22 protein-coding genes are annotated in these 22,819 nt (G+C 70.2%); 12 read left to right on the top strand and 10 right to left on the bottom strand.

Features of this window, described 5'->3' with window-relative positions; all coding sequences use genetic code 11:
• Positions 1 to 41: 41 nt before the first annotated feature.
• The gene (locus OHA77_RS18115; RefSeq protein ID WP_406319206.1) at positions 42 to 2,450 is read right to left on the bottom strand and encodes an FtsX-like permease family protein; all 2,409 of its coding nucleotides are present in this window, start codon (positions 2,448 to 2,450) and stop codon (positions 42 to 44) included.
• Positions 2,450 to 3,181, bottom strand: a complete 732-nt coding sequence (locus tag OHA77_RS18110) for an ABC transporter ATP-binding protein (protein WP_406319205.1) — start codon at positions 3,179 to 3,181, stop codon at positions 2,450 to 2,452. Before OHA77_RS18110 ends, OHA77_RS18115 begins: the two co-directional genes overlap by 1 nt.
• A 98-nt stretch (positions 3,182 to 3,279) precedes the next feature.
• Between OHA77_RS18110 and OHA77_RS18105 the strand changes: the two genes are divergently transcribed.
• The gene (locus OHA77_RS18105) at positions 3,280 to 3,888 is read left to right on the top strand and encodes a response regulator (RefSeq protein ID WP_406319204.1); all 609 of its coding nucleotides are present in this window, start codon (positions 3,280 to 3,282) and stop codon (positions 3,886 to 3,888) included.
• A 7-nt stretch (positions 3,889 to 3,895) separates the two neighbouring features.
• On the opposite strand, the gene OHA77_RS18100 is transcribed toward OHA77_RS18105, so the two are convergent.
• Together OHA77_RS18100 and OHA77_RS18095 are read right to left on the bottom strand one after the other, a co-directional pair.
• Positions 3,896 to 6,034: a sensor histidine kinase gene (locus OHA77_RS18100; protein WP_406319202.1), complete on the bottom strand. Its 2,139-nt coding sequence runs from the start codon at positions 6,032 to 6,034 to the stop codon at positions 3,896 to 3,898.
• A 252-nt stretch (positions 6,035 to 6,286) separates the two neighbouring features.
• Positions 6,287 to 7,738 carry a PLP-dependent aminotransferase family protein gene (locus OHA77_RS18095; protein ID WP_406319200.1) on the bottom strand — a complete coding sequence of 484 codons (1,452 nt, stop codon included), beginning with the start codon at positions 7,736 to 7,738 and terminating at the stop codon, positions 6,287 to 6,289.
• 229 nt (positions 7,739 to 7,967) lie between these two features.
• On the opposite strand from OHA77_RS18095, the gene OHA77_RS18090 reads away from it, so the two are divergent.
• Positions 7,968 to 8,396, top strand: a complete 429-nt coding sequence (locus OHA77_RS18090; protein WP_326819497.1) for a hypothetical protein — start codon at positions 7,968 to 7,970, stop codon at positions 8,394 to 8,396.
• Positions 8,397 to 8,553: 157 nt separating this feature from the next.
• Here the strand turns inward: OHA77_RS18090 and OHA77_RS18085 are convergent, their stop codons facing one another.
• The gene (locus OHA77_RS18085; protein WP_406319199.1) at positions 8,554 to 9,408 is read right to left on the bottom strand and encodes an SRPBCC domain-containing protein; all 855 of its coding nucleotides are present in this window, start codon (positions 9,406 to 9,408) and stop codon (positions 8,554 to 8,556) included.
• Entirely contained in the window at positions 9,405 to 9,959 is a 555-nt protein-coding gene (locus tag OHA77_RS18080; RefSeq protein ID WP_326819499.1) for a helix-turn-helix domain-containing protein, read from the bottom strand. Before OHA77_RS18080 ends, OHA77_RS18085 begins: the two co-directional genes overlap by 4 nt.
• A 123-nt stretch (positions 9,960 to 10,082) precedes the next feature.
• Between OHA77_RS18080 and lpdA the strand changes: the two genes are divergently transcribed.
• Positions 10,083 to 11,483, top strand: a complete 1,401-nt coding sequence (gene lpdA, locus OHA77_RS18075) for a dihydrolipoyl dehydrogenase (RefSeq protein ID WP_406319198.1) — start codon at positions 10,083 to 10,085, stop codon at positions 11,481 to 11,483.
• Positions 11,484 to 11,662: 179 nt separating this feature from the next.
• Here the strand turns inward: lpdA and OHA77_RS18070 are convergent, their stop codons facing one another.
• Positions 11,663 to 11,980, bottom strand: coding sequence for a hypothetical protein (locus tag OHA77_RS18070; protein WP_406319196.1), 318 nt, complete (start codon positions 11,978 to 11,980; stop codon positions 11,663 to 11,665).
• Between the two features lie 234 nt (positions 11,981 to 12,214).
• On the opposite strand from OHA77_RS18070, the gene OHA77_RS18065 reads away from it, so the two are divergent.
• Entirely contained in the window at positions 12,215 to 12,706 is a 492-nt protein-coding gene (locus OHA77_RS18065) for a GNAT family N-acetyltransferase (RefSeq protein ID WP_406319195.1), read from the top strand.
• A 27-nt stretch (positions 12,707 to 12,733) separates the two neighbouring features.
• Here OHA77_RS18065 and OHA77_RS18060 read toward each other — a convergent pair whose 3' ends face one another.
• Positions 12,734 to 13,090, bottom strand: a complete 357-nt coding sequence (locus OHA77_RS18060) for a DUF742 domain-containing protein (protein WP_326819503.1) — start codon at positions 13,088 to 13,090, stop codon at positions 12,734 to 12,736.
• Positions 13,090 to 15,069: a nitrate- and nitrite sensing domain-containing protein gene (locus OHA77_RS18055; RefSeq protein ID WP_406319194.1), complete on the bottom strand. Its 1,980-nt coding sequence runs from the start codon at positions 15,067 to 15,069 to the stop codon at positions 13,090 to 13,092. The genes OHA77_RS18060 and OHA77_RS18055 overlap by 1 nt, the downstream gene beginning before the upstream one ends.
• 254 nt (positions 15,070 to 15,323) lie before the next feature.
• Between OHA77_RS18055 and OHA77_RS18050 the strand changes: the two genes are divergently transcribed.
• The 8 genes from OHA77_RS18050 to rfbD all read left to right on the top strand — a co-directional run bounded on the left by OHA77_RS18050 (position 15,324) and on the right by rfbD (position 22,198).
• Positions 15,324 to 15,629, top strand: a complete 306-nt coding sequence (locus tag OHA77_RS18050; RefSeq protein ID WP_406319193.1) for a hypothetical protein — start codon at positions 15,324 to 15,326, stop codon at positions 15,627 to 15,629.
• A gap of 21 nt (positions 15,630 to 15,650) precedes the next feature.
• Complete coding sequence (locus tag OHA77_RS18045; RefSeq protein ID WP_406319192.1) at positions 15,651 to 16,541, top strand: DMT family transporter; 891 nt, start codon at positions 15,651 to 15,653, stop codon at positions 16,539 to 16,541.
• Positions 16,538 to 17,161: a GntR family transcriptional regulator gene (locus tag OHA77_RS18040; RefSeq protein WP_406319191.1), complete on the top strand. Its 624-nt coding sequence runs from the start codon at positions 16,538 to 16,540 to the stop codon at positions 17,159 to 17,161. Before OHA77_RS18045 ends, OHA77_RS18040 begins: the two co-directional genes overlap by 4 nt.
• A 105-nt stretch (positions 17,162 to 17,266) precedes the next feature.
• Positions 17,267 to 17,617: a hypothetical protein gene (locus OHA77_RS18035; protein WP_326819508.1), complete on the top strand. Its 351-nt coding sequence runs from the start codon at positions 17,267 to 17,269 to the stop codon at positions 17,615 to 17,617.
• Between the two features lie 243 nt (positions 17,618 to 17,860).
• The gene (locus tag OHA77_RS18030; RefSeq protein WP_406319190.1) at positions 17,861 to 19,318 is read left to right on the top strand and encodes a sugar transferase; all 1,458 of its coding nucleotides are present in this window, start codon (positions 17,861 to 17,863) and stop codon (positions 19,316 to 19,318) included.
• Between the two features lie 2 nt (positions 19,319 to 19,320).
• Positions 19,321 to 20,388, top strand: coding sequence for a glucose-1-phosphate thymidylyltransferase (locus OHA77_RS18025; protein WP_406319188.1), 1,068 nt, complete (start codon positions 19,321 to 19,323; stop codon positions 20,386 to 20,388).
• Positions 20,385 to 21,344 (top strand): dTDP-glucose 4,6-dehydratase, encoded by a 960-nt coding sequence (gene rfbB, locus OHA77_RS18020; RefSeq protein WP_326819511.1) that lies wholly within the window; start codon positions 20,385 to 20,387, stop codon positions 21,342 to 21,344. Before OHA77_RS18025 ends, rfbB begins: the two co-directional genes overlap by 4 nt.
• Positions 21,341 to 22,198: a dTDP-4-dehydrorhamnose reductase gene (gene rfbD / locus OHA77_RS18015; protein WP_406319187.1), complete on the top strand. Its 858-nt coding sequence runs from the start codon at positions 21,341 to 21,343 to the stop codon at positions 22,196 to 22,198. Before rfbB ends, rfbD begins: the two co-directional genes overlap by 4 nt.
• Here rfbD and rfbC read toward each other — a convergent pair.
• Positions 22,188 to 22,811, bottom strand: coding sequence for a dTDP-4-dehydrorhamnose 3,5-epimerase (gene rfbC / locus OHA77_RS18010; protein ID WP_406319186.1), 624 nt, complete (start codon positions 22,809 to 22,811; stop codon positions 22,188 to 22,190). The genes rfbD and rfbC overlap by 11 nt on opposite strands.
• Positions 22,812 to 22,819: the final 8 nt, after the last annotated feature.

Genomic DNA, 22,819 nt, shown 5'->3' with positions numbered 1-22,819 from the left:
GGGTGGGGCGGGTGAAACCCGGCGCGTCCGCCTTCCCAGGGCTATTCGCGGGCGCCGACGACGTCGGCGGGCCGGCCCCTGAGGGCGAAACGGGCGGGCACGATGGTCGCTGCGAGGGCGAGCGCGCCCGCTGCGGCGATCACCGCGAGGTAGGTGAGCGGCGGGATGTGCGGCTGGACGGAGCCTGTCATGCCGAGGCTGAACGCGGCCAGCGTCACCAGGGAGATCACCGTGCCGAGGCTTACCGCGATCAGCACGGCGGTCAGGGTCTCCAGCCACAGCATCCGCAGGATCTGACGCCGGGTGGTGCCGACAAGGCGGAGCAGGGCGAACTCACGGGAGCGGTCCGAGGTGGACATGGCCAGCGTGTTGACCACGGCGATCGCGGTGAAGGCGATGATCAGGCCCATCGCCACGTAGTTCACCTCGGCGTTGGGCGCGCTCACCTCGGCGGCCTGCGCTTGGTCGAGGATCGCGACGCCGGGGGCGGCGCGTTCGACGGCCCCGCGCGGCACGGAGGGGGCGGAGACCAGGAGGGTGCCGAGCGGGTTGTCCACGTGCCCGGCGACCAGGTCGTGGGGGAGGGTGAGCTCGCCGAACCCGAGGCCCCTGGAGTAGACCGCGGCCACCCTGACCGCGGCGGGAGTGCCGTCGCCGAGTGTGAGGTCGACCCGGCTGCCCACCGACACGTCCAGCCGGGCAGCCGCCGTGTCACTGACCGCGATCACCTCCCCGCCGAAGTCCCGGAACGAGCCCGAGGTGACTCCGAGATCGAGGGTGCGGTCGAGCCCCGCCGGGGTGACGGCCTGCGCGCCGTACTTCTCAAGCCCGATCCTGACGGAGGTGCGCAGTACCTCGGTCACCGCCACGACCCCGGGCACCTTCCGCACAACGGCGGCGGTGACACCGGAGACTCGCGGCCCGAGCACGTAGTCGGCCCTGCCGCCCTCGGCCGCCTGCTGCCCGGCGGCATACCCCATCGTGGTCTGTACGAACAGGATCGTGCAGGTCATCGCCAGCATCAAGCTGAGCGGGGTGATGACGGAGGCGAGCCGCCGAGACCCGGCACGCAGGTTCGCGGCGGCCAGGTGGCCGCCCACCCGCGAAACGCGCAGCGGCACGCTCAGCACCGCGATCGCCGCCTGTGCGAGGACCGGGCCGAGTAGAGCCACGGCGACCGTCCACACCAGTGCGGTCAGCATGGTGACCGGGCTGGACGCGGCCTCGGTAGACAGCGCCGACAGCACAAGGGTCAGTGCGACGCCGGCACCGGTGAAGACCAGTCCCGCGACCAACCGGCCCCACGGCAGGCGCGCGGCCGGCAGCGCCGCGTCGCCGAGCGCCTCCACCGGCCGGATGCGCGCCGTACGGCGGGCCGAGACGCGCGCCGCCGCCCATGCCGCCACCACGGTGGCCAGCAGGGCCGCGAAGATCGGGAACGGGCTGACGGCCAGCGTGAGGTTCTCCGGCATTGCGCCCAGGGCGACGAAGCGGGAACGCAGCCAGAAGCCCAGGCCGACGCCCACGGCGGAGCCGATGACGCCGGCCGCCAGGCTGACCATGAGAGCCTCGCCGCCGAGCAGCCCGCGGATCTGCCGGGGCGTCGCGGCGACGGCCCGCAGCAGGGCGAGTTCGCGCTGGCGCTGCTGGATGGAGAGCGCGAACGTCCCCACCACGACGAGGATGGCGACAAGCAGTGACGTGCCGCCCAGGGCGCCGCCGAGGCTGATCAACTTCACCCGCGACTTCTCCACGTCGAGGAACTCGATCGTGCCGCGCTCGTCGCCGCGGTAGGCGACCGTACCGTCGACGGAGATGTCCACCTGGGGGAAGACGCCGATGGCACTGACCATCCCGGGCCTGTCGGCCAGTCGCCGGGCTTCCTGTGTCGAGAAGAACAGGCTGCCCAGTGTCTTGTCGGTCACCCCGACCACCCGGTAGCGGCGCGGGGCGGCCGTGGACCGGACCGTGATGAGTGTTCCCGGTTTCAGCCCGCTGCTCGCCTCCGCCACGATCTCGTCGTCGGCCTGGGGCGCACGCCCCTCGACCAGCGTGTAGGGAGTGAGCGCGGCCGACTCCCAGCCGTGACCGGTGAGCTCGCCGTGCGCTGTGTAGGCGGGGAAGGTCACCTCGGTGACAACCTTCTCCACCCCGGGCGTCCGCCGGAGCCGCTCGGCGACGGACACACTGATCCAGGCGCGTTCCGACAGCGGTTTGGCCTTCGTCTTGATCTTCTCCGCCGACTTGCGGACGGTCTGGCGAACGGACTGGTCGGCCGCGACGACCACGGGGGTGCCCGCGTAGCGTTGGGGTGCCACCTTCCCGCGCAGCCCGGTCTCCAGCAGCATGCCGCAGGCGCACACCAGGGCGGCGGCGCAGAGCAGGGCGACGAACGCGCCCGCGAACCCGGCCTTACGGTGCCGCAACGTCTTCAGGGCAAGCCAGATCATCACACCCACGCTCCAAGCCGGGTCATCCGCTCGGCGACCTTCTCCGAGGTCGGTGTGGTCATCGAGTCCACGATCCGGCCGTCGGCCAGGTACAGGACGGTGTCGGCGTAGGAGGCGGCCACCGGGTCGTGCGTCACCATCACGACCGTCTGGCCCATCCCGTCCACCACCTCGCGCAGCAGGGTCAGCACGTCACGTGCGGTCATCGTGTCGAGCGCGCCGGTCGGTTCGTCACCGAACACCACCTCGGGCCTGGTCACCAGGGCCCTGGCGATCGCCACGCGCTGCTGCTGGCCGCCGGAGAGCTGAGCCGGGCGGTGCCCGGTGCGTCCTTCGAGACCGACCCTGGACACGATCTCCGCCAGCCACGTCCGGTCGATGTCGGCGGCCGCCAGCCGCAGCGGCAGCGTGATGTTCTCAAGGACCGTCAGCGACGAAACCAGGTTGAACGCCTGGAACACGAACCCGATCCGCTGCCTGCGCAGTTCGGTCAGCCGGGTCTCGTTCATGCCGTCCAGCGCGGTGCCACCAAGCTGGACGGAGCCCGACGAAGGCACGTCCAGCCCCGCCGCGCAGTGCAGGAACGTACTCTTTCCCGAGCCCGACGGGCCCATCACGGCGGTGAAGCTCCCCCGGGGTATGCCCACCGTGACCTCGCGCAGGGCCGCCACCGCTCCCTGGCCCTTCCCGTAGACCTTGCTCACCGCGTCCAATCGCACCACGTCTGTCATGTCTTCGAGTCTGCTGATCTGCTGTTTCGCCGACCAGAGACGTGATCATCGGTCGGGCATGACATCATCATGATTCGGACACTGGTAGACATGTCACCGTGATCCGTGTGCTTCTGGCTGAAGATCAGCACATCATCAGGGGTGCCCTCGTCGCACTGCTCGGACTCGAAGCGGACCTGGAAATCGTCGCCGCCGTGGAGTCCGGTGACGCCGTGGTGCCGGCCGCACTGGCCGAGCGTCCGGATGTGGCGGTGCTCGACATCGACATGCCCGGCACGCTCGACGGGCTCGCCGCCGCGGCCGAGCTCCGCGCCCGACTGCCCGTCTGCCGCACGCTCATGCTGACCGGGTACGGCAAACCGGGTCACCTACGTCGCGCGCTCACCGCCGGAGTGGACGGATTCCTACTGAAGACCGCGCCGCCCGACGACCTGATCGCGGCGATCCGCAAGGTGGCCAGGGGCGAGCGCGTGCTGGATCCGTCGCTGGCGGTCACCGCCTGGGACCTGGCGGACAATCCGCTGACGGCCCGTGAGGTCGAGGTGTTGCGCCTCGCGGGCGAGGGGGCGGACGCGGCCGAGATCGCGGGCACGCTGTTCGTGACGGCCGGTACGGCCCGCAACTACCTTACCGCCGTGGTCGCCAAGCTCAATGCCCGTAACCGGACGGACGCGGTGCGGATCGCCCGGGAAGCGGGCTGGATCTAGGAGCCGGTCACCGGGCGATCCCGGCGCCGGGCCGGCGGGCCGGTGGGCTCGGCTCGCCGAGGCTCCCAGCCGGGACGTGGGCGTCGAGCTCGAACCAGCCGTGCTTCGCTCCGGCGCTCATCAGGCCGCCGAGGGACGTCAGCCGCGTGGTGAGGTTTCCGATGCCGGACGAGCCCCGGCGCCCCTCCGGTGAACGCACGCCGTCGTTGCGTACGCGCAGCCGTACCCCGCCCGCCTCCGGCAGCGTCTCGATGACGCAGCGGCGGGCGGCGCTGTGCCGCAGGACGTTGGTCACCGCCTCCCTGAGCACGATGCTCAGCACGGTCTCGACCTCGGGGGGAAGCGCGTCGTGGGCCAGCCCCAGGGAGACCTCGATCCCCGCGGCGGTGAGCACCGAGTGGGCGGATTCGGCTTCGGCGGTGAGGGAGAGGTCGTGGTGCTCACCGGAGACGGCCCGTAGGTCGGCCTCGGCCTGGGCGGTCATGGCGAGGACGTCGAGGAGTTCGGCGCGGGCGCGCTCCGGGTCGAGACGGCGGGCCAGCTCGCATTTGAGCAGGATCGCGGCGAGGCTGTGGCCGAGCAGGTCGTGCAGATCCCGAGCGGCGCGCAGTCGCTCCTCCAGTACCGCCGAACGGGCCAGCTCCTCCCTGGCGTTCTGGAGCCCCTTGACGAGCTGGGCCAGGCGGACGAGGCCGTAGACGACCAGTCCGGTGACCAGCGTGCTCACCGTGAAGTTGACCGTGTCGGGAAGCGGCAGGCCGAGGGCGGAGCCGATCACGGCGATGCTCGCCATCACGCAGGCGACGAGCGGCCAGGCGATCGTCGCGGGGAAGGCGAGGAGGATCGGGCCCGCGAGAAAACCCGCGACTCCGAGCCACGCTCGGCCGAACGCGAGAATCGGCAGGTAGGCGAGGAGGGCCATCAGTGCCAGCGCCCACATGTGACGGCCGGTGACCAGTCGCAGTTGCATAACGACGATGACCGCGAGGCAGACGACCGCCGGCACCACGTTTCCCGGCACGTACAGGAGGGCCTTGACGCTGAATCCCATGACGACGGAGGTCAGCAGGGCGACGGAGACGGTGTAGGCGGCCTGGCCGCCGTGGCGGAACGCCTGCCATCCCCGCACGCCGGCTCGCCCGTCCGGCGGCGGGACGGGCGCGAGCCGTGCCTCCGGATGGACGGGAAGGGTGACGGTGACCGTGTGGTGTCCGCCGGGAGTGAGGCCGGTGGCGAGGACGCCACCGGCGTCGGCCACCTGGCGGGGGAGGTCGCCCAGGCCGTCGTCGGCGGCGGTACGCGCGCCGTCGTTCGTGACGCGCAGGCTCATCCGGCCGTCCGCCTCCTCCGTCTCGATCACGCAGGTCCCGGCCGTGCCTCGCCGCACGATCTCCGTCACCGACTCCCGCAGCACGGTGGCGAGCAGCGCGCCTGCGAGACCCAGCGGCTCGGTGTGGCCGACACGCACCTCCGCCACGACTCCCGCGCTCGACAGCATCGCGCGAGCGGTCGTGATCTCGGGGGCCAGTGACATCGCTCGGTATCCCGCCGAGGCGGTACGGGCGTCAGCCAGCGCGGCGCGGGCCGTGCTCACGACCTCGCCGATCACTTCGGCGGCACGCGGCGGCTCGGTGAGGGCGAGCTCCGTGCCACGGGCGATCACGGCCAGTCCACGGCCGAGACCGTCGTTCAGCTCGGCGGCGATCCGCAGTCGCTCCTCCGCGACGGCGGCCATCGCCAGCGCCAGCCGGGTGGCGTGCGCCTCGTCGACACGTTCGGTCAGGCGGGTCAGGCCGTAGATCACGAGTGAACCCAGGATCATGCTGATCGTGACGTCCACGGTGTCGAACGCGTCACCCGAGCGCACGAAATCGAGCACCGCCGCACTGACCGCTACCAACGGCGCCAGCGTCCATAGGCGCGTGAGCAGCAATGAGCCACCGAGGAAGCCGAGGATGCCGACGGAGGTGCCGTAACAGAGCACCGCCGCATAACCGGCACAGGCCTGTACGGCGAGCAGCGGCATCCCTCTGAACCGGCTCAGGGAGGGCATCACCCAGACGAGCTGCAGGCCGAGCACCAGCAGGCTCGTCATGAAGCTGGGCGGTATGGCCAGCAGATAGACGATCGTGAAAGCCGCAAGCACCACGACGACGATTCCCCGCGCGCGGCGAGGTATCGGAAAACGCGACAAATCAACCCCCTGGTCGAGATCAGGGGCAAGCCTAGGCGAGCCGCGCAGCGCGAGACTCCACCCCACCTGGTCATCGCCGCCGATGAGGCGGGCCTTCTGGACCAGGGCGGCCCGCAGCGCCCACATCCGCGCCGACCTGGGAGCGGAGCGCAGTGGACACGGCGGAACGGCGCGCCATGGGCTCCTGCCGGGGAGAAGACCGGGTTATTCGAGGCAGCGGCGGAGCAGTCGCAGTCCGTCCTCGATCCGCTCCGGGGGAATCGCCCCGTAGCCGAGGACCAGCCCGGCCCGGTCGGGCCGGCCCGCGTAGAAACGCGACAGCGGGTAGGCGGCGACGCCGGCCGCGCGGAGCCGCCGGACCAGCGTCGCCGTATCGAGGGGTTCCGCCTCCGGGAGAAGGGCGCTCAGGTGGATCCCCGCTGTGGAGGGGATCGGTCGCAGCCAGCCGTCCTGACGGGTGAGCAGGTCGGTGATGCGCCGGTGCCTGTCCTGATACTCGTTACGCATCCTGCGGATGTGCCTGACGAACAGGCCCTCGTCGACGAAGCGGGCGAGCGCGGCCTGTGCCGGGAGCGAGGCGTGCCAGTCGGAGAGATACTTCGCCGCCCGTAACGCCTGTCGCAACGGGGGCGGAGCCACCAGGAAGCCAAGCCGGAGCGTCGGCAGCATCGTCTTGGAGAACGTGCCGACATAGATGACGTGTCCACCCGCGTCGAGGCTTTTCAGGGTGTCGAGTGGGCGTCCGCCGAAGCGGAACTCGCTGTCGTAGTCGTCCTCGACCACTGCGGCGCCCCGCCGTTCCGCCCAGGAGAGCAGCGCGATCCTCCGCGACAGCGACATCGGCATCCCCAGGGGGAACTGGTGGGACGGGGAGACGTACACCATCCGGGCCTCGTCCGGGAGCGCCTCCACGACCAGGCCTTCGGCGTCCACGGGTACGGGGACCACGCGTGCGCCGAGGGACCGGAGCAGCTGCCGAGGGGGCGGGTAGCCCGGTTCCTCGACGGCCACGCAGTCGCCCGGCTCCAGCAGGACGCGTCCGATGAGGTCGATCGCCTGCTGCGCCCCGTTCGTGATGACGAGGTCGTCCGCGCCGGTCCGCACGGCCCGGGAGACCCCGATGTGGCGGGCGATCGCGGTACGCAGGCCCAGGTGGCCGGCGGGCTCGCCGTACATCGCGGTCCGTACGGCCGAAGGCCGCAGTTCCCGGGACATGAGGCGGCGCCAGCTCTCGAAGGGGAAGAGGCGGGCGTCCGGTATGCCGGCCCGGAAGTCGTATGCCGGTTCGGCCGTCGGCGCGGGCGGCCGGGGGACGTCGTCCCAGCCCGCGCGGGGGCGCAGGGCCTGCCCGGGGGAGGGCTCCTGCCGGCCGGACCCCTTCCCGGTGACTCCGCGCCCAGGGTGCCGGCTCCGGCCCGCGAGCGCATCCACATAGGTCCCCGCGCCGACCCTGCTCGCCAGGAAGCCTTCACCGGTCAGCCGGTCATAGGCGACGCCGACGGTGCTGCGGGAGACCTCAAGGCGCCGTGCCAGCTCACGGGTGGGCGGCAGCGGCTCTCCCGGCTGCAGCCGGCCGTCGAGGATCGCGGTCCTGATCTGCCGGTAGATCTGCCCGGAGAGATCATGGCGCCCGTCCAGGCTCACATGGAATTCCATCGCTCCGAACTTAGATTGGTCCGGTGCAAATCGTCAATTTTGGACCTTCCACTGGACCTCTGGGCTTTCTACGATCCGGAGGACCAACGATTCAAGGAGGAGTTTTGGACATCCGGGACCTCGACCGGCGGTCACTTCAGACCGCCGATACGGCCGTCGCCCAGGTTGGAACCGATCATCTCGGCCTTCCCACTCCAGGTGGGGACCGCTCGCCCCGCCGGTCGTCACCGTGCTGAGAACCGACTGGAGACCGGGGCCGGCCGCCGACGGACGGGGCCCGGTCCTGGTCAGCGTCACCGACTTCACCGCGAGCAGGCCGCTGGACATGCCGTGGATCTTCCGGGACGGTCTCCGGCTGCGCCGCGAATGGCCGGAGCTGGGAGGGGCGGTCGGCATGTGGTTGTGGGCCGAACCCCGGCAGCTGAGGTGCGGCTCGGTATCGGTCTGGGAGGGCGAGGAGGCTCTCCGCCGGTTCGTGGCCCTGCCTCTGCACGTGGGCATCATGCGCAGGTATCGGGGCCGGGGACGGATGGTGTCGTCCACCTGGGTGGCCGAGCGGTTCGACGCCGGGGAGGTCTGGAGACAGGCCCGCCACCTCCTCGCCCGGCACCGGGATCTCGACGCCTCCGGCCGGACCGGCGAGGACCGGCCGTCGTGATCTCCGCCGGCGGGTCTCGGGGCCGCCGTCGGTCTCCGGTCGATCCTGGCCGACGGGGAAGGCGAAGAGCCGGAGGTGCATGGCGCGCCCGCCGGGGCCTGTCCGTTGAAAGGCGGGACCGGCGGATGGAGGTCCCACCCGCCGGTGCCGCCTCCGGTCACCCGGCCGCCGCGGCTCCCTCGGCTGCGTCGGCGTCGAGCCAGATCGGGCGCCAGCCGTCCAGCTCGTGGAAGCGGCGCAGCTCGGCGATGCCGCTGAGCCAGCCCATCCACCCCGCGTAGGGCGGCCGCCCGGTGTCGAACCCGCTCTGCACGAAGGTGAGCCGGGTGCCGCCGCCGGACCCCTCCAGCTCCCAGGTGGTGACGCCGGAGTCGCCCCAGTCGACGGTCATCGCACGGCCGGGGTCCAGATCGATGATCTTCGCGGCGTGTCCCGCGTCGAAGCCGCCCAGGGCGTAGCGTCCGCCGACCTGCGGTTCGATCTCGATGGGGAAGTTGAACCACCGGCTGACCTTCTCCGAGTCGACGAGCGAGTCGAACACCGCCTCGGGTGAGGCGTCGATGGCGAACTCGCCCTTCAGCTCCGGTGAGGTGAAGTCGGGCCGGGGGGTGAGCTCGCGGCCCTCAAGGTGGTCGGCCAGGTTGGCGATCGCCAGCGACCAGTACGTCTCCAGCACGCCGCGGATGCTGCTGCCGGTGATCATCTCCTGGTAGTCGAAGTGGGACTGCGACAGTGTCAGGACGGTCGAGTCCGGGCTCTCCTCCGCAAGCCGGATCTCAACCGTGGTGTCCTCGCCGTCCAGCAGCCACGAGAAGCGCAGCGTCCGGTCGTCGGCGTGTAGCGGGCGCTGGTGGGGCGCGTCCCCTTCAGGGGTGTCGCGGCCCCAGAACGCGTAGCGGTGCGGCAGGTCGACCTCGGCGTGCTCGGCCAGCCAGATCCGCAGGGATCCGGCGTCGGTCAGGGCGTGGTGGACGTCTTTGATCGGTGCGGCCATGCGGGCGTGCAGCTTCAACGGTTCTCTCCCTTGGGGTAGCAGGCTACGGCGAGTTTGAAGGCGTCGCCCTCCGCGCCGCCGTAGCGGGTGAAAAGGTCCTGCAGGGTGGTCTGGAGTTCGGTGAGGAACTCCTGGCGGCGCTCCGGCGGCACGTGGATCTCGCCGGACACGCCCACCGAGGGCAGTTCGGGTGCGGTCCGGTCGAGCGCGGCGATGTCGGCCTGGACCTCCTCCATGAGGTCGAGCAGATAGCCGAGGCTCATCTCGTCCTGCGCCTTGCGCAGGCCGAGCCGGCCGACGAGGCGGGGTGACATCCAGTAGGCGCGGGCGCTCGCCTGGTAGACGCCCTCGTGGATGCCCCGCACCTTGCGTTCCGACACCTGGTCCACCAGGCCCGCGTCCACCAGGCGTTTCACGTGGTAGTAGACCCGCTGTGCGGTCTGGCCGAGCAGGCCCGCCACTTCGGTGCACGACCGGGGCTCGGCGAGTTGCCGCAGCACCTCGATGCGCTGCGGTTTGAGCAGGGCTTCCGCCTGCTCGATCTCTTCTAGGTACAGGACGTCTCTCATCGCAAAATCAATTTTTTACGTACAAGATAGTTTTGTCAATAGGGTGCGGGCCTTCCCCGGAGAAAGTCCGGCGGCGACCACCCCCGGTGCGGGCGCCGGGCCGTCGTTCAATATGGTCCGAACATGAGCACTCACTATGACGTCGTCGTCCTCGGCGCGGGTCCGGGCGGATACGTGGCCGCCATCCGAGCCGCACAGCTGGGACTCAGCACTGCGATCGTGGAGGAACGTTATTGGGGCGGCGTATGCCTCAACGTGGGATGTATCCCTTCAAAGGCGCTGCTGCGCAACGCTGAACTCGCCCACCTGTTCACCCACGAGGCCAAGACGTACGGCATCCGCGTCGACGGCCAGGTCACCTTCGACTACGGTGCGGCCTTCACACGCAGCCGCAAGGTCGCCGACGGGCGCGTCAAGGGCGTGCACTACCTGATGAAGAAGAATGGCATCACCGAGTACGACGGCCGGGGCACCTTCTCCGACGCCAACACGCTCCAGGTGGCCCGCCGGGACGGTGGCACGGAGACGGTGACGTTCGACCACTGCATCATCGCGGCGGGCGCGACCACGAAACTGCTGCCGGGGACGTCGCTGACCGAGCGGGTCGTGACGTACGAGGAGCAGATCATGAGCGAGAGGCTCCCCGGCAGCATCGTCATCGCGGGGGCGGGCGCGATCGGCGTCGAGTTCGCCTACGTGCTGCACAACTACGGCGTCAAGGTGACGATCGTGGAGTTCCTCGACCGCATCGTCCCCCTGGAGGACGAGGAGGTGTCGGTCGAGTTGGCGAAGCGCTACAAGCGGCTCGGCATCGAGGTGCTGACCTCCACCCGGGTGGAGGCCATCGACGACTCCGGCGACAAGGTGCGGGTGACGGTCTCAAGCGAGGGGCGGCAGCAGGTCCTCGAGGCTGACAAGGTGATGCAGGCGATCGGTTTCCAGCCCCGGGTCGAGGGCTACGGCCTGGAGCACACCGGGGTGGCCCTGACCGACCGCGGCGCCATCGACATCGACGGCCGGGGCCGGACGAGCGTGCCGCACATCTTCGCCATCGGCGACGTGACCGCCAAGCTGATGCTCGCGCACGCGGCCGAGTCGATGGGCGTCATCGCCGCGGAGACCATCGCGGGTGCGGAGACGATGGAACTCGACTACGTGATGATCCCGCGGGCGACGTACTGCCAGCCGCAGATCGCGAGCTTCGGCTTCACCGAGGCACAGGCCCGTGAGCTGGGCTACGACGTGCAGGTGGCCAAGTTCCCGTTCACCGCCAACGGCAAGGCCCATGGCCTGGGCGACGTCACGGGGTTCGTCAAGCTCCTCAGTGACGGCGAACACGGAGAGCTGATCGGCGCCCACCTGATCGGGCCCGAGGTGACCGAGTTGCTGCCCGAGCTGACGCTGGCCCAGCAGTGGGATCTGACGGTCCACGAGGTGGCACGTAACGTGCACGCCCACCCCACGCTGGGCGAGGCGGTCAAGGAGGCGGTCCACGGCCTGGCGGGCCACATGATCAACATGTGAGTCCGGCTCCGCCGGGTCTCCGGCGGGCGGTCGCGGGTCTGGTCTGCGTGTCGAAGGCCCGGAGCGGTCCCGGAGACGGCACCATCGCCTGGGCCGACCCGGCGACGCTCGACCTGACGGGATACCGCGGGCGGGGGAGGGTGGGCCGGGCCCGGAACCGCCCCGCCGGCGGGCACCGCTCAGGGATTCGTACTCCGCCTGGCCGGAGTCCGCTGGTCCGCCTCTTCGGCGAGCTGATTCTCCACGATCGCGCACCAGCGATGCCAGCGCGCCAGATCGAGGTGCTCGTCGACGTCGCCCACCCCCGCGTCGGCCATCCGCTCATGGTTGTCGGCCGCACCCTCGTGCGCGTTGACCAGCGCGTGGTGGCCGTGATTGGCGAGTGCCTCACTGACCGCCAGGTTCACCGCGATCTCGCCCATCGTCCGGGGCCTGCGCAGAGGTCCGTCTCCGAAGTCGGTCTCGTGGAAGTCGTGGCTTCGCGAATCGTCACTCATAGAGTGCTGAGTGCCCAGCTATCCATAGATCTATCTGGGACTTTCGATCGGATGAGGATGATTCTCCGGTGCGGAACCCGCCGGGGGTGACGGCTGCCCGGCGGCGCGGCCGTACGGTCCGTTCCCCATGCCCATAGTGGGAGCGCTCTCACAATTTCTGCGGTGGGGCGATGCCGCCTCCGGCGGGGGAGACGCCCTTCCCGCGTCCCGTACCGGCGCACTACCCTGCACGACATGATCGAGGTGGAACTCCGGGGCTGGCGGCCCGATGACGCGCCGGTCCTGCTCGACGCGTTCAGCTCCCCGGACATGGCACAGCAGGCGGCGCGGCGGATCGACACGCGGGAGGCGGCGCTGGAGTGGATGGGGGTGTGGGGGTTCCGGGAGGACGCCCAGGCCTTCGCCGTGGTGGTGGACGGCCGGGTGGTGGGGAACGTCGCGGTGAGCAACATCGACGCGCACGCCATCGGCTGGGTGTCCTACTGGACGTCACCGCACGCCAGAGGCCGCGGGGTGGCGGTGGCCGCGGTACGGCGGCTGGCCGGCTGGGCGTTCCGGGAGCGAGGGTTGTTCCGTCTCGAACTGGGACACCGACTGAACAATCCGGCCTCCTGCGCGGTGGCGACCAGAGCCGGGTTCCTGACCGAGGGGATCGAGCGGGCCAAGCTCAGCTACGACGGCGTGCGATACGACGTGGAACGGCACGCCCGACTGGCCACCGACTGACCTGCCGGGCGGATCGCGGAGGGCGGGTCAGAGCGCTCTGAGCCCCGCGAGCACGTCGCGGAGCACGCTCTCGCGGGGGAGGGCGACGGTGGTGGCGGGGATCCGCACGGTGATCATGCCGGACGCCCGCAGGTCGTCGAGGAGCACCCGGAGCACCCCGATCGGCATCCCGGTCTCCGACGCCAGTTCGGCGACCGAGACCGGCATGCGACAGGCGTTCATGATCAGTACGTGCTCGGGTGGCAGGTCATGGAGTGGGGCCCTGACCGCGCCCACGAGGGCGATCAGGTCGAACGGAGCCCCCGCGGTCCGGGTCCGGCCGCCGGTGAGCGTGTAGGGGCGGACGATGGGGCCGGCGTCCTGATCGAGCCAGCGTTCGGTCATCAGGTCCCGCCTTCCTGCTCCGCACGGCGCCATCCGTCGCGGAACGACGTCATCACGCTGCCCGGAACCGGCTGCGGCGCCTCCGACGGCACGACCCGCCGTTCGGGCACGGCCTGCCGTACCCGCTTGGGAAGCCCGCTGCCGGTGGCGATCCACTCGACCTCGGCCGAGTAGGTGACCTGCGGGTCCGGTGCCTCGACCACCAGCTCGCCCGGCAGGAGGACGATCGCCGTGGTGCCGCCGAAGGGGGACGGGCGCAGCGACACGCAGATGCCGTGCCGGGCGGCGAGCTGCGTCACGACGAACAGTCCGAGCCGGTCGCTGCCGGCCAGGTCGAACTCGGGAGGGCCGGCCAGCCGCTCGTTGAGCCGGGCCATCTCGGCCGTGGTGATGCCGAGCCCGCGGTCCTCGACCTCGATGGCGTAGCCCCTGGCCACCATCTCACCGCGGACGCTCACCGTCGTGTGCGGGGGCGAGAACATGGTGGCGTTCTCCACCAGCTCGGCCACGAGGTGGATGACGTCGGTCACGACCGTACCGGTCAGGCAGGGGCCCGGCGCCACGTGCACCGCCACGCGCCGGTAGTTCTCGATCTCCTCGACGGCGCCGCGGACCACGTCGTAGATCGTGACGGGTGTCCGCCAGCCCCGTCCGGGGACCGCTCCGGACAGGATGATCAGGCCCTCGGAGTGGCGGCGCATGCGGGTGGTCAGGTGGTCCAGGTCGAACAGGCCGTCGAGGGTCTCCGGGTCGCCGGCCCGCTGCTCCATCGCCTCCAGCATGGTGAGCTGCCGGTGCAGGAGCGACTGGCTGCGCCTGGCCAGGTTCACGAAGACCTTGTTGACGCTCCTGCGCATCTGGGCCTGCCCTGCGGCGGCCTCGACGGCGGTCCGCTGGACGGTGGTGAACGCCCTGCCGACGTTCACGATCTCGGTGGTGGTGCCGTAGTTCCGTTGCTCGACCTCGGTGCAGACGTCCTCGCCCCGGTGGAGCCGCTCGACGACGTCCGGCAGCCGGTCGTTCGCCAGGTGAAGGGCGACCTGCTCCAGGCCGACGAGTTCGGAGCTCATCCGGCGGCCGAAGCGTACCGAGATGAATATGGACGCCGCGACCGCGAGCAGACCGAGCCCGCCGGCGACGCCGATCCGGACCAGGATGCCGGTGGCGAGCGTCTCGGACCGTTCGGTGATGCCCTCGCTGACCTCTCCGCCGAGCTTGTCGAAGGTGTCGGAGAGCTTCGCCGCGACCGTCGCCCAGGAGGGATCCGGTCTGCCCGCGGTGGCGACGCCGTCCTCGATCCGCTCGAACGAGGCGTACGCGGCGGAGCCCCGCAGGTTCCGGTAGAGCCCCTGGAACTCCTCGTTGAACAGGTTGAACCCCATGGAGTACAGCAGCCTGCGGCCGGTGACGAGCTCGCCGAACCTGGTACGTTCCTCGATGCTCATGCTGCCTTCGGACACGGCGCCGGCGATCAGCGCGGCCTGCTGGCTGAGCATCTCCCTGCTCCGTCCCACCATGACGACGGCGCGGGTCTGGTCGTTCTGCTCGCCGTCCGAATACGTGGGAATCTTGTCGTAGACCCTGAAGGCCGACTCGATCATCGAGGCGTACTCGTCGAGGGTCCGTGTCTGGCCGGCGGTGCGGGCGTCCACCCCGTTCCGCACCTCGGTCAGCCGGTCCATGGCGTTCATCAGCTGGAGCAGGTTGTTCCACAAGGCCGGGGTCGTGTCGCCCTGGAACAGAGGAGCCGTCCGTTCCAGCTCCGCTCGCGCGGTGTTCGTCCGGATCCGCTGATCGGCGAGTTCGGCGCGCGAGGCTGCGGGATTACCCAGGACGGGCAGGGACAGCAGCCGCTCGTGCTGGAGCGCGGTGGTCAGCGCGCGGATGGGAACGATGCCGTGCTCGTAACCGTCACGGGCCCGGAGCAGGTCCCTGCCACTCTGAAAGGTAAGGGATGCCGCAAATGCCCAAATTGCCACAAGGGAGACAATAGGTACCAATAGGAGGGTGAATATTTTTACCCTGATCGCATGTCTGCGGCCGGCCATCGTACCTCGCACTACGGATATGTGCGCTAACAGTGGCGAAACCCTAGCAACCTAGGACATCCGCGACCAGAGATGCGAGCGATTCATATCAAGAAACGATTTATGGCCTTCAGGTAACTGCAGGCCGTCGTCTCTCCGGGCACGTCTTCCCTGCGGGGCAACCCACGCGGGAGGGAAGGGCGCCCATGGCGACGATCGCGGAACTGGTCGGCCCGGAGATGGACCGTGCGGCGCGGGCGACGGTGATCCGCGGCGACGAACTGGAACGGTCGGGTGCCGTGCAACTGGTCAGGTTCAGTCCGTCGTTGGTCATGGCGGAGGTGGACGACGGCGCCGCGCACGTGGAACTCCGCGCCGTCGACGGTGTCATGCACTGGCGTTGCACCTGCGCCCAGGGCCGGGAAGGAGCCTTCTGCGTGCACTGCGTGGCGACGGTCCGGTCACTCACGAGGAGGACGGGCGGGAGGTCATCGCAGCGGGAACCCGTATGAGCGTTTGACTATATTGTCTGGTTGTCAGACAATCGAACGGTGAAACTCGCCGTCGTCGCCGCCGCCGTGCTCTGGGGTACCGCCGGCACCGCCGGACTGCTCGTCGCCGGTGTCGATCCCGTCTCCCTGGCCGCCGCCCGCCTGGTGATCGGTGGCCTGGTGCTCGCGGTCGCCACCGGGCCGGCCATCAGGGCCCTGCCGCGCAAGGGTCTGCTCCTGCCGGCTGCGGTGGCCGTGGCCGCCTACCAGCTCTGCTTCTTCGCTTCGGTCGACCGGACCGGTGTGGCCATCGGCACCGTGGTCGCCATCGGCAGCGGTCCCGTCTTCACCGGCCTGCTGTCCTGGCTGTTCGACCGGGTGCCACCCACCCGGCGCTGGGCCGGGGCGACCGCGGTGGCGATCACGGGCTGCGCCGCGCTGATCGGCGGGGGAGGCGAGGCGCGGCTGGACGGGATCCTGCTCGCGCTGCTCGGCGGCCTGCTCTACGCGTTCTACGCGGTGACAGCGGCCCGGATGATCGGCGCGGGCGCCCCCTCCGACGCGGTGATGGGCGCGATGTTCGGCGGGGCCGGGATCGTCATGCTCCCCGTCCTGCTGTGGACGGGCACCGCCTGGCTCGCCGATCCGCGGGGTCTGCTCACCGCCCTCTACCTCGGCTGCGCCACCACCGCCCTGGCCTACATCCTGTACGGCAGGGGCCTGCGCACCACTCCCGTCGCGACCGCCGCCACCCTCGCTTTGGCCGAGCCGGCGGTGGCCGCCCTGCTCGGTGTCGTGGTGCTCGGCGAGCGGCTCACGCCCACCTCGGTCGCGGGACTGGTGCTGCTGGGCGCGAGCCTGGCCGTGGTGGCCCTCCCCGAACGCCGCCGGGGCCGCCGGTCCGGAGCTCCGGCAATAGAGTCGTCGGCGTGACCACTCCGCTCCGCACTCTCTCCGCCGTCAACGCCCTCGCCGACGCCCTGCGCCGCCGGGTGCTGTCCGGCGAGATGGCCCCGGGCACCCCGCTGCCGGAACAGGAGCTCTCCGCCCAGTACGGCGTGGCCCGGCCGACCGTGCGGGAGGCGCTGGCCGTCCTGGTGAACGAGGGCCTGCTCCGGCGGGAACGGCACCGCAGCGCCCAGGTGGCCGAGGTGACCCCGGCCGATCTGGACGATCTCATGTTCGTGCGGCGCCCGCTGGAGGACCTGATGGCCACCACCCTCGCCGGGCGGCGGATCGAGGAGGCCGACGGGGCGCTGGCACGGATGGCGGCGCTGTCCGCCGACGCCCCCTGGTCCGACGCGGTCGCCGAGCACATGGCACTGCACCAGGCGCTGATCGTCGCGGTCGGCAGCCCCCGTCTGGAGCGGCTCTACGCCACGCTGGCCGCCGAGACCCGCCTTGGTCTGGTGCGGCTGCGGACCGTCTACACCGACAGGGACCTGCTGGTCGCCGAGCACCGGGACCTGCTCGACGCGATCGGCCGGGGGCCGGTAGAGGCCGCGAGGCAGGCCGTCGCCACCCATCTGGACCACGGCTGGGGCGCGGACTGACGGTCCCTGCGGGCCGTACGGGCTCCGCCGGTCCCGGCCATCTCGGGCGCCGGACTTGCGCTCTTCTCTTGCACCCGAGGCCCTGGAGTGGTCACAATCGCGGCCATGCACGGCAATTCAGTGCCGGACTCCTACGTGTACGTCACCGAAGAGGGCGTGGCCCGCCACTACGCGGACGGCAGCGTTGACGCCCTCGCGTGGGAGGACGTCGTCGAGGTGCGCGTAGGGGGCGATCCGGACTCGGACATTTTGTACATACTTCTCGATCGTGAAGGTCAGGGGTGCGTGGTGCCTGAGTCGGCCACGGACACCGCCTTCCTCGCCCGCCTCCGTTACCTTCCGGATTTCGACGTCGACAGACTCGGTGAGGCTGTGGACGCCGCCCGCGACGATTACGTCGTCGTCTGGCGTAGCCCTGAGCCGCCCCCCATGCCGCCGGATTTTGAATACGACTAATCCCCCCATATCCGCCTAATGCGGGCGACCAAACCTACATGTTTGGATCGTTCCGTCAAGATGGTGCGTCTACCCCACTTAGGCCAGTAGTGGCCAGTAAGCCGCTATTCCCCTCCCCAATCTTGATCACTAGGATTTTCATGGGTATCCACGCTCCTGATGCATTAGCGAAAGCTGTCAACCATTGAAACGCGTTGAGCGTCCCATTACCTGTTAGCGCTGGGGCGTCTTGGGTGGGGTGGTATGAGGGTGGGGACAGAGGGGCCCGCTATCGCGCTCCTCAACAACGGTTCGGTACGCACCGCTCCGAGCATCTGGACACGTTCCTATGCACGGATCCTGCTGGCAGGAGACCTCGCGTGTGCGGTGATCGCCTGTGAGTCGGTCCTGGGAGTCCGGCTCTGGTTCGGTGCCTACATTCCGGGAACGGAGGCGTTGCTGGGGCTCGGTCTCGCCTTGGCGTGGCCGTTCTCGCTGGCGGTGGGGGGCGCTTATCGTAAACGCGCCCACGGAGAGGGGACGGAAGAGTTCCGGGCGGTTTTCGACGGAGGGGTCGGCCTGACGGCCGCCGTGGCGATCGGGGCTTATGCCACGCAGACCACTATTGCCCGCAGTTTTGTCATGGCGATGTTCCCATTGGCTCTCATGCTCACCGTCGTCTTCCGATACCGGATGCGCAAGCGGCTGCACCGGCGCCGGTCCTCCGGTGAGTACATGCGCCAGGTGGTCGCCGTCGGGCACCGGGAGTCGGTGCTGGACCTGGTGATGCAGCTCCGGCGGCAGCCGCACCACGGCATGACGGTGGTCGCCGCCTGCCTGCCGGCCGGACCGGAGATCCTCGACGTCGACGGAGTGCCGGTGCTCGGCGGCTTCGCCGACGTCGCCGACGTGGTGACCGAGGTCAACGCCGACACCGTCGCCATCCTGGCCTGCCCCGAGCTGGACGGCGCCGCGCTGCGCCGGATCGCCTGGGGACTGGAGGACGCCCGTACCGACCTGTTCGTCGCACCCGCGCTCATGGACGTGGCGGGTCCGCGCATCAGCATCCGGCCGGTGGCCGGAATGCCGCTGCTGCACGTCGAGCATCCCGAGTTCGACGGGGCCAAGCACCTCGCCAAGAGCCTGTTCGACAGGGTCGGCGCGGGGCTGGCCCTGCTGGCGCTGGCGGTGCCCATGCTGGTCATCACCGTGCTGATCCGCCTGACCAGTCCGGGACCGGCACTGTTCCGGCAGGTCAGAGTGGGCAAAGGCGGGCGGGAGTTCAAGGTCGTGAAGTTCCGCACCATGGTCGACGACGCGGAGCGGCTCAAGATCGACCTTCAGCGGCTCAACGAGTTCGACGGTGTCCTCTTCAAGATGAGGAACGATCCAAGGATCACCCGCGTGGGCGCCTTCCTGCGCCGTTACTCCCTCGACGAGCTGCCGCAGCTGCTCAACGTGTTTCACGGAGAGATGTCACTCGTCGGGCCGCGGCCACCGCTGCCCGAAGAGGTCAAGCAGTACGGCGAGGACGTGCGCCGCCGCCTGGTCGTCAGACCCGGCATGACCGGTCTCTGGCAGGTGAGCGGCCGCTCCGATCTGACCTGGGAGGAGTCGGTCCGCCTCGACCTGCGTTACGTCGAGAACTGGTCGCTCTTCCTGGACCTGCAGATCCTCTGGAAAACCTGGAGCGCCGTCACCGGCGGAGAAGGGGCTTACTGACCGTGAAAGCACTCGTGCTCGCGGGGGGATCGGGCACCCGGCTCCGGCCGATCACCCACACCTCCGCGAAGCAGCTCGTCCCGGTGGCCAACAAGCCCGTGCTCTTCTACGGGCTCGAGGCCATCGCGGCCGCCGGGATCCGGGAGATCGGGATCGTGGTGGGCGACACGCAGGCCGAGATCGAGGCCGCGGTCGGCGACGGTTCCTCGTTCGGCCTGCAGGTCACCTATCTCCGTCAGCACGCTCCGCTCGGGCTCGCCCACGCGGTACTGATCGCCCGCGACTACCTCGGCGACGACGACTTCGTCATGTACCTCGGTGACAATTTCATCGTCGGCGGCATCCGCGACATCGTCGACCGGTTCGTCCGGGAGCGGCCGTCCGCCCAGATCATGCTCACCCAGGTCGGCGATCCCCGGCAGTTCGGCGTCGCCGAGCTCGACGCCGCAGGACGCGTGGTCGGCCTGGAGGAGAAACCCGCCCGGCCCAAGAGCGATCTCGCGCTTGTCGGGGTCTACCTGTTCACCTCCGCCATCCACGAGGCGGTGGCCGAGCTCAAGCCGTCGTGGCGGGGCGAGCTGGAGATCACCGACGCGATCCAGTGGCTGATCCAGGAAGGGCACGGGGTCGAGTCCACCGTGGTATCCGGTTACTGGAAGGACACCGGGAACGTCACCGACATGCTCGAGGTCAACCGGCTGGTGCTGGAGTCCCTGGACGGCCGGGTCGGCGGCCGGGTGGACGGTGCCAGCGAGCTGATCGGCCGGGTGGTCGTCGAGCCGGGCGCGGTGGTCGAGCGCTCCCGCATCGTCGGCCCGGTGATCATCGGTGCCGGGGCCCGGGTCCTGGACAGCTACCTCGGCCCCTTCACCTCCATCGCGGCCGACTGCGTGATCAGCTCCAGCGAGATCGAATACTCGATCGTGCTGCCCCGGGCCTCGATCTCCGGGGTGTCCCGGATCGAGGCCTCGCTCATCGGCCACGACGTCGAGGTCACCCCCGCCCCCACCACCCCCCGAGCCCACCGCCTCGTGCTGGGCGATCACAGCAAGGTCCAGATAAGTTCATGAAGATCCTGGTCATCGGGGGGGCCGGATTCATCGGCTCCCACTACGTCCGCATGCTCGGCGCGGACGACGTCGCTGTGACCGTGCTCGACAGACTCACCTACGCCGGCAACCCGGCGAACCTGGAGGGCACCGCCCACGACTTCGTGCACGGCGACATATGCGACGCGGGGCTGCTGGCCGATCTGGTGCCGGGCCACGACCTCGTCGTCAACTTCGCGGCCGAGTCCCACGTGGATCGCTCCATCGACGGCGCCGGGGAGTTCGTCCGGACCAACGTGCTCGGCACGCAGACCCTGATGCAGGCGTGCCTCGACGCGGGGACCCCGAAGGTGGTGCAGGTGTCCACCGACGAGGTCTACGGGTCGATCGACGTCGGCTCCTGGAAGGAGGACGCGCCGGTACGGCCGCGCTCGCCGTACTCCGCGGCCAAGGCGGGCGGCGACATGATCGCCCTGGCCTACGCGGTCACCCACGGCCTGCCGGTCTCCATCACCCGCTGCGGCAACAACTACGGGCCCCGCCAGTATCCGGAGAAGGTGATCCCGTTCTTCGTCACCAATCTCCTCCAGGGACGCAGGGTCCCGCTCTACGGCGACGGCGGCAACATCCGGGACTGGATCCACGTCGACGACCACTGCGCCGGCATCCGGCTCGTCGCCGAGCGGGGTGAACCCGGGGAGATCTACCACATCGCCGGTACGGCGGAGCTGACCAACACCGAGCTCACCACCCGGCTGCTGGCGGCCTGCGGCGCCGGCTGGGACATGGTCGACCATGTCGAGGACCGCAAGGGGCACGACCGCCGCTACTCCCTGGACGACTCCCGGCTGCGGGCCCTCGGCTACCGGCCAGCCGTCCCGTTCGAGCAGGGCCTGGCGGACACGGTCCGCTGGTACGCCGACAACCCGGACTGGTGGAAGGCGGCCACGGATCGGCGAGGCGGGGAGATCGCATGAGCCGGTGGCTGGTCACCGGCGCCTCCGGCATGCTCGCGACCGAGCTGCTCGGCCGGCTGAGAGCGGCGGGTGAGCCCGTGCTCGCACTGAGCAGGGACGACCTCGACCTCCGTGACGGGCCCGCGGTCCGGCATCTGGTGTCGGCGTGCCGTCCGGACATCGTGGTCAACTGCGCGGCGTGGACGGGAGTGGACGACGCCGAGACCCGCGAGGCCGAGGCGCTCGCGGTCAACGGGCACGGGGTGCGGGCCCTGGCCGAGGCGTGCGAGCGCATCGGCGCGCGGATGATCCAGCCCTCCACGGACTACGTCTTCGACGGGACCGCGCTGAACCCCTATCCCGAGGACGCGCCGACCTGTCCGGCCAACGCCTACGGGCGTACCAAGCTCGCCGGCGAGCACGCCGTGCTGGAGGTGCTCCCCGATTCCGGCTACGTCGTGCGGACCGCGTGGCTGTACGGCGCGACCGGGAAGAACTTCGTCCGCACGATGGCCGCCATCGAGCGGAGCAGACCGGTCCTGGACGTCGTCGACGATCAGATCGGCCCTCCCACCTGGGCCGGCGACCTGGCCGACGGGATCGTCGAACTGGGGCGCACCGAGCCGCCGCCGGGGATCTACCACGCCACCAACTCCGGCCAGACGAGCTGGTACGGCTTCGCCCGGGAGATCTTCAAGCTGGTCGGCGCGGACCCCGGCAGGGTCACCCCCGTCTCCACCAAGGAGTTCGCGCGTCCCGCACCGCGGCCGGCCTACAGCGTGCTCGGACACGAGCGCTGGGGCCGGGCGGGGCTGCCGCCGATGCGGGACTGGCGAGAGGCGTTGCGGGCGTCCGATGTGCTCGTCAGTGGCTAGGCGCGGTGAAGCTCCGGCCGGTCGCGGTGAGGCCGTCGTAGTGGGCCGCGCACGTGCGGTGGTCGGGCAGCAGCCCCGCGTCCAACGCCTCCTTGAGGGTGGGGGCCGCGGCGTCCTTCTCCGACAGGAGCGGCTCCAGGCCGGCCGGCCAGTCGATCCCGACGGCCGGGTCGAGGGGGTGGATCCCGTGCTCGCGTCCGGGGGCGTAGGGCTGCGAGCACAGGTAGACGATCGTGGCCTGCTCACTGAGCGCCATGAACGCGTGGCCGAGCCCCTCGGCGATGTAGAGGCCGCGCCGGGACTCGTCGTCCAGGCGTACGGCGTCCCACCGGCCGAAGGTGGGCGAGCCGACGCGAATGTCCACGACGACGTCGAGGACGACGCCGGAGACGCAGGTGACGTACTTGGCCTGGCCGGGGGGCACGTCGGCGAAGTGGACGCCGCGCAGGACACCCCTGGCGGAGACCGAGCAGTTGACCTGGGCGAGATCCAGCCGGTGCCCGACGGCCTCCTCCAGATCGGCGGAGCGGTAGCTCTCCAAAAACGCGCCGCGGGAGTCGAGGTGGACGCGGGGAGTGTGGCACCAGGCTCCGCCGATGCTGAGAGGTTCCATGGGCCGAA

The sequence above is a fragment of the Streptosporangium sp. NBC_01639 genome, assembly GCF_045209755.1.
Classification (GTDB): Bacteria; Actinomycetota; Actinomycetes; order Streptosporangiales; family Streptosporangiaceae; genus Streptosporangium.
The sequence above is the reverse complement of the archived record's forward strand: the minus strand, read 5'-3'. Positions and strand labels throughout refer to the sequence as shown.